The 14,069-nt window shown below is 66.3% G+C and carries 18 protein-coding genes; 6 read left to right on the forward strand and 12 right to left on the reverse strand.

The annotated features are described in order from the left end of the window. Window positions 1–30: 30 nt before the first annotated feature. Genes AC5P8C_RS09530 through AC5P8C_RS09550 form a run of 5 tightly spaced genes read right to left on the reverse strand, consistent with a single transcriptional unit; the run spans window position 31 to window position 3,054 of the window. Complete coding sequence (locus tag AC5P8C_RS09530) at window positions 31–510, reverse strand: hypothetical protein (protein ID WP_019659319.1); 480 nt, start codon at window positions 508–510, stop codon at window positions 31–33. A 46-nt stretch (window positions 511–556) separates the two neighbouring features. After that, window positions 557–817, reverse strand: a complete 261-nt coding sequence (gene minE, locus AC5P8C_RS09535) for a cell division topological specificity factor MinE (RefSeq protein ID WP_005408532.1) — start codon at window positions 815–817, stop codon at window positions 557–559. Window positions 818–819: 2 nt separating this feature from the next. Continuing rightward, window positions 820–1,629: a septum site-determining protein MinD gene (minD, locus tag AC5P8C_RS09540; RefSeq protein ID WP_019659318.1), complete on the reverse strand. Its 810-nt coding sequence runs from the start codon at window positions 1,627–1,629 to the stop codon at window positions 820–822. 37 nt (window positions 1,630–1,666) lie between these two features. After that, window positions 1,667–2,512, reverse strand: a complete 846-nt coding sequence (minC, locus tag AC5P8C_RS09545; protein WP_495218647.1) for a septum site-determining protein MinC — start codon at window positions 2,510–2,512, stop codon at window positions 1,667–1,669. Beyond that, window positions 2,458–3,054, reverse strand: coding sequence for a GNAT family N-acetyltransferase (locus AC5P8C_RS09550; protein WP_019659316.1), 597 nt, complete (start codon window positions 3,052–3,054; stop codon window positions 2,458–2,460). The genes minC and AC5P8C_RS09550 overlap by 55 nt, the downstream gene beginning before the upstream one ends. A 151-nt stretch (window positions 3,055–3,205) precedes the next feature. On the opposite strand from AC5P8C_RS09550, the gene AC5P8C_RS09555 reads away from it, so the two are divergent. The 4 genes from AC5P8C_RS09555 to AC5P8C_RS09570 all read left to right on the forward strand — a co-directional run bounded on the left by AC5P8C_RS09555 (window position 3,206) and on the right by AC5P8C_RS09570 (window position 6,832). Further along, window positions 3,206–4,408, forward strand: a complete 1,203-nt coding sequence (locus AC5P8C_RS09555; protein WP_019659315.1) for a sensor histidine kinase — start codon at window positions 3,206–3,208, stop codon at window positions 4,406–4,408. After that, complete coding sequence (locus tag AC5P8C_RS09560; RefSeq protein ID WP_005408537.1) at window positions 4,408–5,049, forward strand: response regulator; 642 nt, start codon at window positions 4,408–4,410, stop codon at window positions 5,047–5,049. The genes AC5P8C_RS09555 and AC5P8C_RS09560 overlap by 1 nt, the downstream gene beginning before the upstream one ends. Window positions 5,050–5,283: 234 nt before the next feature. Continuing rightward, window positions 5,284–6,357: a polyketide cyclase gene (locus tag AC5P8C_RS09565; protein ID WP_021203110.1), complete on the forward strand. Its 1,074-nt coding sequence runs from the start codon at window positions 5,284–5,286 to the stop codon at window positions 6,355–6,357. Window positions 6,358–6,460: 103 nt separating this feature from the next. Continuing rightward, window positions 6,461–6,832, forward strand: a complete 372-nt coding sequence (locus AC5P8C_RS09570; RefSeq protein WP_019659313.1) for a DUF423 domain-containing protein — start codon at window positions 6,461–6,463, stop codon at window positions 6,830–6,832. A gap of 382 nt (window positions 6,833–7,214) precedes the next feature. Here the strand turns inward: AC5P8C_RS09570 and AC5P8C_RS09575 are convergent, their stop codons facing one another. Genes AC5P8C_RS09575 through AC5P8C_RS09595 form a run of 5 tightly spaced genes read right to left on the reverse strand, consistent with a single transcriptional unit; the run spans window position 7,215 to window position 9,913 of the window. Further along, window positions 7,215–8,024 (reverse strand): M15 family metallopeptidase, encoded by an 810-nt coding sequence (locus tag AC5P8C_RS09575; protein ID WP_019659312.1) that lies wholly within the window; start codon window positions 8,022–8,024, stop codon window positions 7,215–7,217. A 9-nt stretch (window positions 8,025–8,033) separates the two neighbouring features. Continuing rightward, a complete protein-coding gene (locus AC5P8C_RS09580; protein WP_019659311.1) occupies window positions 8,034–8,627 on the reverse strand; it encodes a PH domain-containing protein in 594 nt (197 codons plus the stop codon). A gap of 3 nt (window positions 8,628–8,630) precedes the next feature. Further along, a complete protein-coding gene (locus tag AC5P8C_RS09585; protein ID WP_019659310.1) occupies window positions 8,631–8,810 on the reverse strand; it encodes a DUF4177 domain-containing protein in 180 nt (59 codons plus the stop codon). Further along, window positions 8,807–8,986 carry a type II toxin-antitoxin system antitoxin gene (locus AC5P8C_RS09590; protein ID WP_019659309.1) on the reverse strand — a complete coding sequence of 60 codons (180 nt, stop codon included), beginning with the start codon at window positions 8,984–8,986 and terminating at the stop codon, window positions 8,807–8,809. Before AC5P8C_RS09590 ends, AC5P8C_RS09585 begins: the two co-directional genes overlap by 4 nt. A 45-nt stretch (window positions 8,987–9,031) precedes the next feature. After that, window positions 9,032–9,913: an SPFH domain-containing protein gene (locus AC5P8C_RS09595; RefSeq protein ID WP_021203112.1), complete on the reverse strand. Its 882-nt coding sequence runs from the start codon at window positions 9,911–9,913 to the stop codon at window positions 9,032–9,034. A 137-nt stretch (window positions 9,914–10,050) separates the two neighbouring features. On the opposite strand from AC5P8C_RS09595, the gene purT reads away from it, so the two are divergent. Next, entirely contained in the window at window positions 10,051–11,238 is a 1,188-nt protein-coding gene (gene purT, locus AC5P8C_RS09600) for a formate-dependent phosphoribosylglycinamide formyltransferase (protein WP_495218648.1), read from the forward strand. A 104-nt stretch (window positions 11,239–11,342) separates the two neighbouring features. Here the strand turns inward: purT and AC5P8C_RS09605 are convergent, their stop codons facing one another. Next, window positions 11,343–12,557 carry an endonuclease/exonuclease/phosphatase family protein gene (locus tag AC5P8C_RS09605; RefSeq protein WP_180876105.1) on the reverse strand — a complete coding sequence of 405 codons (1,215 nt, stop codon included), beginning with the start codon at window positions 12,555–12,557 and terminating at the stop codon, window positions 11,343–11,345. Between the two features lie 38 nt (window positions 12,558–12,595). Beyond that, window positions 12,596–13,351, reverse strand: coding sequence for an arginyltransferase (locus AC5P8C_RS09610; protein ID WP_233653103.1), 756 nt, complete (start codon window positions 13,349–13,351; stop codon window positions 12,596–12,598). Window positions 13,352–13,507: 156 nt separating this feature from the next. Between AC5P8C_RS09610 and AC5P8C_RS09615 the strand changes: the two genes are divergently transcribed. After that, complete coding sequence (locus tag AC5P8C_RS09615) at window positions 13,508–14,068, forward strand: EF-hand domain-containing protein (RefSeq protein ID WP_019659304.1); 561 nt, start codon at window positions 13,508–13,510, stop codon at window positions 14,066–14,068. Window position 14,069 lies beyond the last annotated feature (1 nt).

The following is a 14,069-nucleotide window of genomic DNA, read 5'->3' on the forward strand; positions in this document are numbered from 1 at the left end:
TTGCCGGCCAGCGGCCGGCACTACCGAGCGTTACGCCACCGGCAACCCGCGTTCGATCAACCACGCCTTCGCGTCTTCGGCGTCCTGTTCGAACCATGCCTGTGTAGACCCCAGCCGATACGTGTACCCCCAGGCGTCCATGTCGGCCATCAACCGCGCGCTGCCAACACCCGGCAGCTGCCCGGCCAGCACGATCTGCAGGTAGCAGGTGGCATCTTCCTCGGCCACCGAGTCGGTGGCGTCGGTATGCACCTGCGCACGCCGCTCCGGCGGCAGCACGATCAGGTGGCAGGCTTCGTGCAGCATCGAATGCACGGGCGTGTCGTCGCGCACGTACACGTTGCTGGCGATGATGCCGGCCTCTGGCTCGCCCCAGTAGCTGCCGGGAATCGGTTCGCCGGGCGCCACGTGGTGCAGCCGCAGGCCATGCGCGGCGAGCAGGCGCTGCGCGTCGGCGAAGGCGATGTCGCCCACGCAGGTGATGCCCACGGTGGTTGTCGTATCGGTCATGCAGGTCACGCGGCCCCGCCCATGCAGGCACGGGCGGGGCGGGGGATCAGGGTTTGTCCGGGCCTTCAGGCAGCGCCACGGAGATGTCCAGCACGTCGTGCTGGCCATCCTTCACCAGGTCGACCTTCACCGCATCGACGTCGATGTTCACGTACTTCTTGATCACTTCCAGCAACTCGCGCTGCAGCAGGGGCAGGTAGTCCGGGCCACCGCGGTGGCTGCGTTCCTGCGCGATGATGATCTGCAGGCGGTTCTTTGCGGTTTCGGCGGTGGTCTTCTTCGCTTTGAGGAAATCGAACAGGCCCATGCTTACCCTCCGAACAGCTTGCTGAAGAAGCCCTTCTTCTCCACGGTGGTGAAGCGCATCGGCCGCTCCTCGCCAAGGATGCGCGCAACGGCGTCCTCATAGGCCTGGCCGGCTGCGGATTCGACATCCAGGATGACCGGCTCGCCCTTGTTGGAGGCATTGAGCACGTCACCCGACTCGGGGATCACGCCGATCGCCTTCAGCCCCAGTACTTCCTCGACGTCGGCAATGCTGAGCATCTCGCCGGTTTCCACGCGCAGCGGGGTATAGCGGGTCAGCAGCAGGAACGCGGGCACGTTCTGCCCGGATTCGGCCTTGTGGGTCTTCGAATCCAGCAGCCCGATGATGCGGTCGGAGTCGCGCACGGAGGACACTTCCGGGTTCACCACCACCACGGCGCGGTCGGCGAAGTACATCGCCAGGAAGGCACCCTTTTCGATACCCGCCGGCGAGTCGCAGATGATGTAGTCGAAGCCGTCGGCGGCCAGGTCCTTCAGAACCTTGCCCACGCCTTCCTGGGTCAGTGCGTCCTTGTCGCGGGTCTGCGAGGCGGCCAGCACGTACAGGTTGTCGAAGCGCTTGTCCTTGATCAGGGCCTGTTTGAGGGTGGCTTCGCCGTGCACGACGTTGACGAAGTCGTACACCACGCGGCGTTCGCAGCCCATGATCAGGTCGAGGTTGCGCAGGCCGACGTCGAAGTCGATCACCGCCACCTTCTTGCCGCGCCTCGCCAGGCCACAGGCCAGGCTCGCGCTGGAAGTGGTCTTGCCCACGCCGCCCTTGCCGGAGGTGACTACGATGATTTCAGCCAAAGGACTTCTCCTGGTTCTGCATTAGTTTGGAGCTGCGTCAGTCCAGCGCAGCGATCTTGACCTGGTCCTGTTCCAGCCATACCTGCACGGCCTTGCCGCGCAGGTTGTCCGGGACATCGTCCAGTACCTTGTAGTGGCCTGCAATGGCCACCAGTTCCGCATGGAAATCACGGCAGAAGATGCGTGCCGCGGTGTTGCCCTGCGCCCCTGCCAGCGCGCGGCCGCGCAGGGTGCCGTAGATATGGATGCTGCCGTCGGCGATGACTTCGGCGCCGGCGCCGACGGTAGCCATCACGGTGAGGTCGCAGTTTTCAGCGTACAGCTGCTGGCCCGAGCGTACGTTGCCCAGCTGCATGCGGCCCGGCTGCGGTGCCGCAGCGCCGGCAACCCTGGCTGTCGGCGTGGCCGGCGTCGGCTTCGGTTCGGCGCGCGCTGCGCGGCGTGGTTCCGGAGCGGGCGGGGGCGGGGGCGGCTCGGCCTCGGCTCGCTCGTACTGGGCGCGGAACTTGGCCAGCAGCGGCAGTCCGAGCTGCTGCGAGAGCAGGTCGACCGCGCTGGTGCCATAGGCCAGTGCCACCGGCAGCACGCCGGCGCTGCGCAGGCCATCGACCAGCGCTTGCGCCGTGGCCACGTCCGGTACCTGGCTCAGGCCGCCGAAGTCGAGGATCACCGCGGCGCGGCCGAACAGCTTCGGCGCCCGGGTAACGCGTTCGCGCATTTCCTGCACGAGGCGTTCGACGTCAAGCGTACGGATGCGCAGGTTGGCGATGCCCACCTGGCCGATCTTCAGTTCACCGGCCTGTTCGTAATCGAAATTCACCGCCACGCTCAGGTCCCCGTCGGCCGCTGTGCCTGCGCCGGCAGCTGCCGGGCACGTGTCCATGCCACATCCGGCAGCTTGCCGCCGTAGGTCTCCTTCACCCACGGGTAGCTGCACAGTTCCTTGGCCAGCATGCTGGCGCGCACATCGACCTGCGGCATGGTGTTCTGGCCCAGCTCGCGGAAGCCGAAGCTGCCGTGGAAGAGCAGGGCGGCATCGGCGCCATGGTCGAGGAAGACCTCGCAGGTCATCTGCGGGTAGCGCAGCTCGGCGAAGCTCTGCGCATCGGCATAGAACGCACGGCCGACGCCACCGCCACGACGGCGGCTGGCAACCACGATGCGGTCGATATAGAAGAACGGGGCGTCCAGCTGCTGCTTGAACCAGGCAAAGTTGCTGCTGTCGTGCTGGCTGTCGCTGCCGAAGCCGATCAGGAAGCCGGCAAGGTTGCCGTCGCGCTCGGCGACGCGGAAATACTCAGCGGTTTCATAGAACAGGCGCAGGCGGGCCGCATCCAGGGGAAGGATGGCCAGGCCAGCGTTGTTGTTCAAAGCCAGGACGGAATCGAGCTCGTGCTCGCGCACGTCGCGGATGACAATCGACATTGTGACTCCGTGGGGTAACGCGGTTGGTCCGTCAGGGGACCCTGCGCACGATTATTGCATGCCCGGGGTGGGCTGCGGCATGAACAGGGGGGCGCGGATGCATGACTTCCGTGGGAGTGCGCGACGCAGGCCGGGCCCGTAGAGTGCTGGCATGTTGGGAGTCCTCAGCCATACCCGCGTTCTCCGTCTGGCCGGCCTGTTCACCTGGGTCATGGTCGGCCTTCCATTGGCGTATTCGCAGTTCGAGAACCTGCACAGCCGCAGCGATATGGGCGGCTGGGCGATCCTGCTGTTTGTCGCCTACCTGTCCTTCGGCGCGGCGTACTATTGGCTGACCCGCCTGCTGCGCAGCGACAGCGGCAGCCACACCAGCTGGCTGGACCGCGGCCTGCTGCTGCTGCTGACGGTCTCGGCGCTGGGCGTCAGTTTCCTCAGCGGCTCGGGCCTTGGCAGCATCCTGATGATGGTGGCTGCCGGCGTCATTCCGTGGATGCTTTCGGTACGCCTGTGCGTGCTGTGGCTGCTGGTCAGCCAGCTGGCGGTGGCGCCGGTCTATTACCTGCTGCTGCGCTTCCCGCTGTTCGAAGCGGTGATGCAGTCGTTGCTGTATGGCGGCTTTTCCATGTTCATCTTCGTGACCAGCCTTGTTGCGAGACAGCAGACCGAGGCCCGCGACGAACAGCGCAGGCTCAATTCAGAGCTGCGCGCCACCCGTGCCCTCCTGGCCGAGAGTGCCCGCGTCAACGAGCGCACCCGTATTTCGCGGGAGCTGCATGACCTTCTGGGGCATCAGCTGACCGCGCTGACCCTGAACCTGGAGGTGGCAGGCCACCTGGCCGAAGGCCAGGCGCTGGACCACGTGAAGCGCTCGCATGCCCTGGCCAAGCTGCTGCTGGGCAACGTGCGCGAGGTGGTCAGCCAGCTGCGCGAGACCGGTGCCATCGATCTGGCCGCGGCGCTGCGCCCGCTGACCGAGAACGTGCCCTCGCTGGACATCCAGCTGGACATCGAGGATCCACTGAACGTGGAGGACCCGCAGCGGGCCCACGTGCTGCTGCGGTGTACCCAGGAGATCATCACCAATGCGGTGCGCCATGCCGGTGCCCGCCACCTGTGGATCAAGGTGTACCGTGAAGCCCCCGACCAGGTGGTGGTGGAGGCCCGCGACGACGGCGTCGGCGCGGATACGGTCAATGTGGGCAATGGCTTGCGCGGCATGCGCGAGCGACTGCAACAATGTGGTGGCCAGCTGCAGGTCGAGACCCGGCCCGGTGAAGGCTTCCGGCTGCGGGCGACGGTACCGGCAACGGTGCTGGTGGCCGCCCTTACCAAGGTTCCTGAAGGAGTGCGTTGATGATTCGCGTCTGCCTGGTCGACGACCAAACCCTGGTGCGGCAGGGAATCCGCTCCCTGCTGGCGCTCGACGACGGCATCGAGGTGGTGGCCGAGGCCGGCGACGGCCGCCAGGCGGTGGAGCTGATACCGCAGGTGCGTCCCGACGTGGTGCTGATGGACATGCGCATGCCGGTGATGTCCGGGCTGGAGGCGCTGCAGGTGCTGTCGCGCCAGGAGCAGCTGCCGCCGACCATCATCCTCACCACCTTCGACGACGACCAGCTGGTGCTGGCCGGGCTCAAGGCCGGTGCCAAGGGCTACCTGCTCAAGGACGTGACCCTGGCGCAGCTGGTCGGTGCCATCCGCACCGTGGCCGAAGGCGGTTCGCTGGTGCAGCCGGCCGTGACCCAGCGCCTGCTGTCCGGCCTGGAGCACATGCGCAACGAGTTCGTCAGCCTGGACCGGCCGGACCCGTTGACCGACCGCGAGACCGAGATCCTGCGCCTGATGGCCAGTGGCTTCTCCAACAAGGAGATCGCCAATTCGCTGGGTGTGGCCGAAGGCACCATCAAGAACCACGTGTCCAACATCCTGTCCAAGCTGGGCGTGCGCGACCGTACGCGTGCCGTACTGAAGGCGTTCGAGCTTCAGCTGGTCTGAGGAAAACCTTTTCAGGACAATGACTTGAGGCCCAGGCATGGCCCTCGGGTGGGGTTGCCCCCTACTTCACGGGTATCGGTATGCGGTACGCTTCGAATTCTTTGTCCATACAAATACGCAGCCGGCAGGGAAACCGGTGCGCCAATCCCGATAAACAATGCCCGCGAAGCCTGCTAGGATTGGCGCTTCGCTTCAATCAACCCGGCCGTGGGATCGGCCCCGGAGACTCTCTGAATGACCCGTATTATCGAGTTCCTGATCGCCTTGGGGATCGTGGCTGGCCTGTTCGTCATCATTGGCGTATGTCTGCCGGGCGAGCGTCACATCACCGAAAGCATCGAGACCAACCGCAAGATGACGATCGTGTACGACACGGTCAGCAGCCTGCGCCGCTTCAAGGACTGGAACCCGCTGGTACTGCGCGATCCCGCCGTTGAACTGAAGCTGTCCGGCCCGGCCTCCGGCGTCGGTGCCACTCTCGACTTCACCTCCAAGGACTTGGGCACCGGTTCCTGGAAGATCACCGAAGCCGAAGAGAACAAGCGTGTTGCGATCGCCATCGATGACGCCACCAAGGGTCACGACAAGATCACCACCTTCACGCTGGAGCCGACCGGCAAGGGTGGCCGCAACGTCAAGATCACCCAGGACTACTCGGTGAAGTACGGCTTTGACCTGTTCGGCCGTTATGCAGGCCTGTATGTCAGCCGCCAGATCGGCGACGACATCAAGATGGGCCTGTCGCGCATGGCCAACATGCTGGCCACCGTCCCGAACGTGGACTACCGCACCCCGGAAGCCCCGCTGACCGATCTGGGCATCGTCGACGTGCCGGCTGAAGACCTGCTGGTCGTCAACGCCGGTAACGTGGACCGTGGTCAGGACACGATCACCAAGTCCATCAAGGACAACCAGGAGTGGATCAAGCGCGTGATGGAGGCCAATGGCCTTGAAGCCGCCGGTCCGTTCCGCATCATCACCACCGACTTCGGTCAGGAAAAGTACGCCTTCGACATCGCCCAGCCGGTGAAGAAGAAGGGTGCTGAAGGTGCCACCGCTGAAGAGCTGACCGTCAAGATCGACGGTGGCGCCCCGGTCAAGTACGTGCATGTGGCTCCGCACCGTTCGGCGCATGCCGCCTACACCGGCCACATGGCGGGTCTGGACGTGGCCCGCAACGGTCTGCGTGCCTGGGCCGTGACTTCCGGCAACGAAGTGATCGACCGTCCGTACGAAACCTGGAAGGACGGCATCGACAAGTCGTTCACCCCGGAAGGTACCTACGACATCTACTGGGCCGTCAAGTAAGCTTCGGCTGACCCATGTAGTGTTGGACACGAAAACGCGCCGCTCATTGCGGCGCGTTTTTTTTCATCTGGCGCCCGGCAAGGGCGCTGCGCAAGGAGCCCACATGTTCAATCTCGAACGTCGCGCACGTAAGCCTTCGCTGCTGGCCTGCCTGGGTGCGCTGCTGGCCGCCGCCTCGATCGGCCTGTCCGCCTATGCATCGCATGGCGTGGCTGATCCGCTGGCGCAGCAGCATCTGAACATGGCGGCGCTGTATGCGTTCGCGCACGGTGCGGTGCTGGTGGCGCTGGGGCCGCGCGCGCAGGGAGCGATCGCGCACCTTGCGCTGTACGTGCTGCTGCTGGGTGTGCTGTTGTTTTCCGGCAGCCTGGTGGGTGGTGCGCTGTGGCAGTGGCCGACACGGATGGCACCGATCGGTGGCACCAGCATGATGGCCGGATGGGTGTTGCTGGCGATCAATGCGTTGAGGCGGTAACTGAGTCGACGTTGTCGCTTCGATCCATGCAGATGCGATCTGCACCGTTCATGGGCGTTACTTTTCTTTTCGCGCGAAAAGAAAAGTAACCAAAAGAAACGCGCCGCCGGCCACGAGCCGGTGCTGCGCACCGGTCCCTGCGCTCCTCGGCCCGTCGAGGGGCGGTGCGGAGAGCAGCCGAGCATGGCTCGGCTCTACAGAATCGCAAGCACCTCTTCGCCCTCGCCGGACCTGCGGTGCTCGGCTCGCTTGAAGGCGGACCCAACAGCCGCGCGCTGATCCGTTGTAGAGGCTTCGAGCGAAGCGACCGGCTTTTGTCTTTGCTGTCTTGTTCCATCCCGCGGCCATGCGCTGACCGCTCCAGGCTTTCGCCACGAGGGGCTCAGCCGTTGGCCGGTCTCCAGCACCAGTGCCAGGGTTCGTAGACGATGCCGTGCGGGTTGTCGCGTGGGTAACTCAGATGGAAGCCATGCCCGCCGGCATGCACCTGCAGCCAGGCGAACGCTTCGGTGGCTTCGAACGATTCTTCGGCCGGCGCATCGCCAGGTGTGCCGATGTCCAGCGCGTAGCCGCTGTGGTGTTCGCTGAAACCCGGGGCGGCATTGACCTTCAGGATCTCTGCCACGCTCAAGCCGCGCGCCAGCTTCCGCTCGAAGATGCCCAACTGGTAGGCATGGCTGCGGAAGCCGGAGATGGCGTCCAGCGCAATTCCATCCTGTGCCGCGTGCAGTCGCATCCGCCGCCAGCCCTGCGCGGCGGCACGGTGCAGCCACAACGGGCGGGCGAAGCGGTCGCGGCCGGCGAAGTGCAGCAGGCAGGGTTCGGGTTCGAGCGGCAGCCCGCTGTCGCCGGCATAGCGCTGTGCATCCAGGCCAAGCTGCTGCAGGCGCTGCTGCAGGTCTGCCAGTGGCAACCACTGATCCTCCAGCACGGCGCCGAACGGACGCGCCGCTGCTGCATCCAGCAGCGCCAATGCGTCCTCCACCCCTGGCTCGCGTGCCAGGCGCGGCACCATGGCGTGAACCCCGCGCGCCAGTACCGCCGCGAGGTAGCGGCCATCGCGCTTGCGCCGCAGCACCCAGTGTGCCTGCGACAGCAGGCGTGCATCCAGGTTGCTGCGTGCACGCAGCAGGTGCGCGGGCCACAGCTCGATGGCCTCGGTGTTGATCAGCAGGGGGGCGCGTCGTTGCATCTCAGCAGCTTACTGCCGTGGCGCCGACGCGGCCACTTTGTGCAGCGCATCGAGCAGCGCCTGCGGCCGGTCCACGCTGAGCAGCAGCGTGCTGCCGTCACTGACCGGCAGGGCGAGGACACGCGCACGATCGGTGACCAGAGCGAAGCCCTTGCCGCCCCCGTGCAGGCGGAAGTGGCCGGAATAGAAGCCTGGCACTGAATAGCCATTGGTTTTGACACGGATGCCATAGCGGCGGTCACGCTGCAGGTCGACCACCTCGGCCTGGTCCAGCCGCAGCTGCGCCACCGGGACGCGGCGGCGGTACATCGTCGAGCGCACATCCAGCACGTTGTCGTCCAGTTCCACCCGGCGACGGAAGAATGCTGCGCCCAACCCGATGCCGAGTACCGCGATCACCAGCAGACTCCAGGCGGCACTGCCACCCATCCGGAACCAGGGCGGCGACAGCGCTACTTCGATCCAAGGGGCACTGGCCGGCGCCTTGTACAGCTGTGCGTACACGCACGCCACGAAGGCAGCCAGCAGCGGAAGCACGATCCAGAGCACGCGCAACGGCGAGCTCTCGGCCACTTCAAACGTCTTCGGGTCGCTGCCGCCCATGCGTCAGGCCTCCTTCTTGAACACCAGCATCGCCGGGCGCATCGGCGCCGGGATGATGATGTTGACCAGTTCCCAGCCCAGTTGGCCCTGGCGGCTGAGTTCGGCCTGGATGTCCTCGGCCTTGAGCAGGCCCATCATGGACGTCTTGACCTCGATGGTCTGGTAGCTCCAACGCTTGCTCATTCCTTGTCCTCCGACGATGGCGCGGGTTTCGGCAGGCGTCCCGCCTTGCGCAGGGCGTCGCGCAGCACGTATTCGATCTGCGCGTTGAGGCTGCGCAGTTCGTCATCAGCCCAGCGCTGCGCAGCAGCCAGGACGTCGGCATTGATGCGCAGCGGGTAGGCTTTCTTCTCACTCATGGGGGCTCCTGGCGGGGCGGTGGGGCACCCCGTTGCGAGTGTGGCTCAATACAGCGAGCCGGCATTGACGATCGGCTGGGTGCCGCGGTCCGAGCACAGCACGGTGAGCAGGTTGCTGACCATGTGCGCCTTGCGTTCCTCGTCCAGCTGCACCACGCCGTTCTTCTGCAGTTCGGCCAAGGCCATCTCGACCATGCCCACCGCACCAGCAACGATACGCGTGCGCGCGGCGATCACCGCGTTGGCCTGCTGGCGTTGCAGCATCGCCTGGGCGATTTCGGCGGCGTAGGCCAGGTGGCTGATGCGCGCGTCGATCACCTGTACACCGGCATCGGCCAGGCGCTCGGCCAGCTCGTTCTTCAGGTGCTGGGAGATCTCGCTGGCGTGGCTGCGCAGGGCCAGCTGTCCATCCTCGTGCTGGTCGTAGGGATAGCTGGTGGCCATCGCCCGCAGTGCCGATTCGGACTGGATGTGCACGAAGCTCTCGTAGTCGTCCACGTTGTAGACGGCCTCGGAGGCATCGACCACCTGCCAGACAATCACCGCGGCGATCTCGATCGGGCTGCCGTCCAGCTCGTTGACCTTCAGCTTGCCGCTCTCGAAGTTGCGCACGCGCTGGCTGACCCGGCGCTTGGCATAGAAAGGGTTGTTCCAGCGCAGGCCGTTGTCCTTCACCGTGCCCACGTACTTGCCGAACAGGCTCAGCACCGCCGCCTGGTTGGGCTGAATGGTGTACAGGCCGGCCAGCGTGAACACGCCCAGGACTACCAGCAACGCCCCCAGCAGCATCAGCAGCAGGTTGGGCGAGCCGACGCTGGCCTTGGCGGCCACACCCAGTACGAACAGGGCGGCGCCAGCGAGGGCGACGAGCAGGGCGACGGCCAGCGTGCCGAGGCCGTTGAGCGAAGACAGCGACTTCTCTTTCATGGCGGTACGTCCTTGAGGGTTCGAACGGAAGATATCAAAGTGATATCACTTCCAGGCTACCGTTCGTCGGATGGCATGGCCAGAGGGCGCGGCCAGCTAGAATGCCCATCCGCCTTCACATTGCTGCTGGAACCGCCATGGCCAAGCTTGGAACTCCGTTGTCCCCCTCCGCCACCCGCGTGCTGCTGCTGGGCTCGGGCGAACTCGGCAAGGAGGTGGCCATCGAGCTGCAGCGGCTGGGCGTGGAGGTGATCGCCGCCGATCGCTACGCCGATGCGCCGGCCATGCAGGTCGCGCACCGCTCGCACGTGATCGACATGCTCGATGCGATGGCGCTGCGCGCTCTGATCGCCGAGGAGCAGCCGCACCTGGTGGTGCCGGAGATCGAGGCCATCCACACCGAGACCCTGGTCCAGCTGGAACAGGAGCAGGGCCTGCGGGTGATCCCGACCGCGCGTGCTGCACGCCTGACCATGGACCGCGAAGGCATTCGCCGCCTCGCCGCCGAAACCCTGGACCTGCCGACCTCGCCGTACCGCTTCGTCGATACCGAGGCCGAGTACCGTGCTGCGGTGGCCGCCATTGGCCTGCCGTGCGTGGTCAAACCGGTGATGTCGTCCTCGGGCAAGGGCCAGAGCACCCTGCGCAGCGAGGCGGACATCGCCCCGGCATGGGAGTACGCGCAGACCGGTGGCCGTGCCGGGGCCGGTCGCTGCATCGTCGAAGGTTTCATCGATTTCGACTACGAGATCACCCTGTTGACCGTGCGCCATGCCGGCGGCACCTCGTTCTGTGCGCCGATCGGGCATCTGCAGAAGGATGGCGACTACCGCGAAAGCTGGCAGCCGCAACCGATGTCGAGCGCGGCACTGGCGCGTGCCGAAGAGATTTCGCGCGCGATTACCGACGACCTCGGTGGCTGGGGCCTGTTCGGCGTCGAGCTGTTCGTGAAGGGCGACGAAGTATGGTTCAGCGAAGTGTCGCCGCGCCCGCACGACACCGGCCTGGTGACGCTGGTATCGCAGGAACTGAGTGAGTTCGCGCTGCATGCGCGCGCCATCCTCGGCCTGCCGATCCCGCTGATCCGCCAGAGCGGCCCGTCGGCATCGTGCGCGCTGTTGGCCCACGGCGAGGGCGTGCCGTACTTCAACAACGTCGCCGCCGCACTGCAGGTGCCTGACACCGCCGTGCGCCTGTTCGGCAAGCCGAGCGTGCACGGCCACCGCCGCGTGGGCGTGACCCTGGCGCGCGCGGAAACCATCGACGAAGCACGCGCCATCGCGCGTGATGCCGCCGACGCCATCGGCGTCGAACTGCGTCCGTAAAGCAAAAAGGGGACGGAGGGGATTAAGTCGTTTGTGGCACAAACGGCTTAATCCCCTCCGTCCCCTTTTTGAAAGGCCGCCGGGCATGGCCCGGCGCTACCGGGTTATTTCACGTCCACCCACACCAGGTGGTGGTCGCTGCCGTCGGCGATCTTCGCTTCCGGGCTTTCATTGGCCGGCCAGAAGATGCCGCTGCCCACGTATTCGAAACCGGTCGAGGGCAGCACGTAGTCCAGGCGCATCGTGCCGGACTTCGGGCCGAAGTCGCCGGTGGCGTGGAACGGTGCGCCCTTGCGCTCGATGCCCTTGGCCGCATAGGCCAGGCTGGTCTGCTCGCCGCCGACGCTGCGCGGGGTGGGGTAGCGCAGCACGCGGGCGTTCTCGATCAGCTCGACGATTGCTTCATGGCGGCCATCGCCATCGACCGGGTCGTTGTTGAGGTCGCCAAGGATCACGAAGCGCGCGTCCTGGGCCAGGCCGCCGCACTGGCCCTTGTCGTCGCACAGCCACGACTTGTCGCCCTTGGACAGGTATTCCTGCCACAGGCGCAGTTCGTCGTGGTTGCGCGCGGCGTTGCGCTTTTCCGGGCCGTCGAACACCGGCGGGGTCGGGTGCGAGACCAGCGCGTGGACCACGCCGCCCGGGGTCTTCACCGGCACGTCCCAATGCGACTTCGAGGACAGGCGCAGCTGCGACCACACGTGGTCGTTGTAGAAGCTCTTGCCGGTGCGCGGATCGACCGGACGGATCGCGCCGGGCATCGCGCTCCACTTCAGCAGCTGGAAGCTGCGCACCTTGGCTTCGTCGATCGGGTAGCGCGACAGCACCAGCATGCCGTACTGGCCGGGGTGCAGGCCGTAGCCCCACGCGTCATTGCCACGGCTGCGGCCTTCGCCGCCGACCACGCCGTTGTTGTCCAGGTCCAGGCCGCTGGGCACGCCGGTGTTGACCGGGGCCAGGTAGCGATAGGCGAAATGCAGCGGCTTGCCGCCACCGGGCTGGGCGACTTCCAGATAGCGCTTCTGGAACAGGTCGGCGGCGCGATGGGCGTCGTCGAAATCGAATTCGTTCAGCAGCACCAGATCCGGGCGCACCTGCTGCAGCACCGCGGCGATCTTGCGTGCGTGCTCGCTGTCGCCTTCCAGTTCCTTGATCAGGCCACCGGCGTCATCGGAGTACAGCGACGTGTTGTAGGTCGCCAGGCGCAGCGCAGCGGACGGCTTTTCGGTCATCGCGGGGGACGTGGCGAAGGCGGGGGCGGTGGCGCCGCAGAGCAGGGCCAGGGCGAGGATCAGGGGATGGCGGCGGGTCATGTTCATGGGCCGTATTGTGCACCCGGCCCGGTGTCAGCGGTTTGTCAGCGCCCGTCCAGATCATTGTCGAAATCGTGCCAGCGGCGGCCATCGTAGGCTTCCAACGGATGGAAGCGGCGCTTGTAGTCCATCTTCTGGTGCGCGCGGATCCAGTAGCCCAGGTACACGTGGGGCAGCCCCTCGCGGCGCGCCCACTCGATCTGCTGCAGGATCGCGAAGGTACCCAGCCCGCGTGCGGCGTGGTCCGGGTCGAAGAAGGTGTAGACCGCCGACAGGCCATGCTCGGTGACGTCGGTCACTGCCACCCCCAGCAGCTGGCTGGGCTGGCCGTCGTGGCCGGGCAGGCGCATCTCCATGAAGCGAGTGTGCGACCAGCTGCCGATCAGGAACTGCTCGAATTCGTGCGGGCCGTGGTCGTCCATGCCGCCATTGGCGTGGCGGTGGGTGAGGTAGCGGTGATACAGCGCGAACAGGTCGTCGCGGGCGGTGGCGGCGGTTATCCGTACCTCCAGGTCGGCATTGCGGGCGGCGCAGCGGCGCTGGCTGCGGTCCGGAGCGAAGCGCGCCACCGGGATCCGCACCGCCACGCAGGCCTGGCAGTGCGCGCAATGGGGCCGGTAGACCAGATCGCCGCTGCGGCGGAAGCCCCAGCTCAGTGCCAGCGGATAGAGCGCACCGAGGCGGCGGTCGTTCGGGTCCAGCACCAGGTCGCGTGCCACCCGGTCCGACCAGTACCCGCAGGGGTGCTCGCCGGTCTGGAAAAGTCGCAGTTCGTCGTCTCTGTCGCCATGTATCGCCATGGGCACAGCATAGCCCCAGCCTGTCGCAGTGGCGGCGACTGTCCGCCGGATGAATGGAATCGGCAGTGGCGTCAACCGAGGTCGCGCCCGGGCGTTGTTGTCCCCCGAGGGTGAAGTGATCACCCCGACGCTGTTCCCATCCCCAGGAGTGACCTCATGATCCGTACCCCCCTGCTGCTGGCCCTGCTGCTGGGCACCTCCGCTTCCGGAATCGCGCTGGCCGCCGACACCCCGGCCACGCCGGCGCAGCGCCCGGCCAAGCTGGACACCAATGGCGACGGCGTGATCGACCGCAGCGAGGCGGCTGCCAATCCGCGCCTGGCCGCGAAGTTCGACGAGCTGGACAAGAACAAGGACGGCAAGCTCTCGCGCGATGAGCTGCCGCGCTGGCAGCATGGCCGCCGTGGCCACGGCGGTGAGCGCTGGGCCAAGCTGGACGTCAACAATGACGGCCGCATCAGCCGCGACGAGGCCAAGGCCGATCCGCGCTTGGCTGCGCGCTTCGACCAGCTCGACCTCAACAAGGACGGTTACCTGGACAAGGCCGATCGCGAGCTGCGCATGAAGCAGCATCGTGATGCTTGGTTTGCCGCCGCCGACACCAACAAGGACGGCCAGCTGAGCAAGGCCGAGTTCGACGCGGCCAAGGGTCCGATGCACGGCGGCCCGCGCCACGGTGGCCCGCGTGATGGCAGCGCGCCGAAGCCGCAGCGCTGAG

The sequence above is a fragment of the Stenotrophomonas sp. YJH_SMC_46 genome, assembly GCF_059370315.1.

Excerpts from the sequence above, each read along its gene's own strand:
- AC5P8C_RS09555 (WP_019659315.1), top strand. The coding sequence starts at position 3,206 with ATGTTGGGAGTCCTCAGCCATACCCGCGTTCTCCGTCTGGCCGGCCTG.
- AC5P8C_RS09560 (WP_005408537.1), top strand. The coding sequence starts at position 4,408 with ATGATTCGCGTCTGCCTGGTCGACGACCAAACCCTGGTGCGGCAGGGA.
- minE (WP_005408532.1), bottom strand. The coding sequence starts at position 817 with ATGGGCCTGTTCGATTTCCTCAAAGCGAAGAAGACCACCGCCGAAACC.
- AC5P8C_RS09550 (WP_019659316.1), bottom strand. The coding sequence starts at position 3,054 with ATGTCGATTGTCATCCGCGACGTGCGCGAGCACGAGCTCGATTCCGTC.
- AC5P8C_RS09615 (WP_019659304.1), top strand. The coding sequence starts at position 13,508 with ATGATCCGTACCCCCCTGCTGCTGGCCCTGCTGCTGGGCACCTCCGCT.
- AC5P8C_RS09575 (WP_019659312.1), bottom strand. The coding sequence starts at position 8,024 with ATGCAACGACGCGCCCCCCTGCTGATCAACACCGAGGCCATCGAGCTG.
- AC5P8C_RS09580 (WP_019659311.1), bottom strand. The coding sequence starts at position 8,627 with ATGGGCGGCAGCGACCCGAAGACGTTTGAAGTGGCCGAGAGCTCGCCG.
- AC5P8C_RS09530 (WP_019659319.1), bottom strand. The coding sequence starts at position 510 with ATGACCGATACGACAACCACCGTGGGCATCACCTGCGTGGGCGACATC.
- AC5P8C_RS09610 (WP_233653103.1), bottom strand. The coding sequence starts at position 13,351 with ATGGCGATACATGGCGACAGAGACGACGAACTGCGACTTTTCCAGACC.
- AC5P8C_RS09605 (WP_180876105.1), bottom strand. The coding sequence starts at position 12,557 with ATGAACATGACCCGCCGCCATCCCCTGATCCTCGCCCTGGCCCTGCTC.
- AC5P8C_RS09590 (WP_019659309.1), bottom strand. The coding sequence starts at position 8,986 with ATGAGTGAGAAGAAAGCCTACCCGCTGCGCATCAATGCCGACGTCCTG.
- AC5P8C_RS09570 (WP_019659313.1), top strand. The coding sequence starts at position 6,461 with ATGTTCAATCTCGAACGTCGCGCACGTAAGCCTTCGCTGCTGGCCTGC.
- AC5P8C_RS09585 (WP_019659310.1), bottom strand. The coding sequence starts at position 8,810 with ATGAGCAAGCGTTGGAGCTACCAGACCATCGAGGTCAAGACGTCCATG.
- AC5P8C_RS09565 (WP_021203110.1), top strand. The coding sequence starts at position 5,284 with ATGACCCGTATTATCGAGTTCCTGATCGCCTTGGGGATCGTGGCTGGC.
- minC (WP_495218647.1), bottom strand. The coding sequence starts at position 2,512 with ATGGACACGTGCCCGGCAGCTGCCGGCGCAGGCACAGCGGCCGACGGG.
- purT (WP_495218648.1), top strand. The coding sequence starts at position 10,051 with ATGGCCAAGCTTGGAACTCCGTTGTCCCCCTCCGCCACCCGCGTGCTG.
- AC5P8C_RS09595 (WP_021203112.1), bottom strand. The coding sequence starts at position 9,913 with ATGAAAGAGAAGTCGCTGTCTTCGCTCAACGGCCTCGGCACGCTGGCC.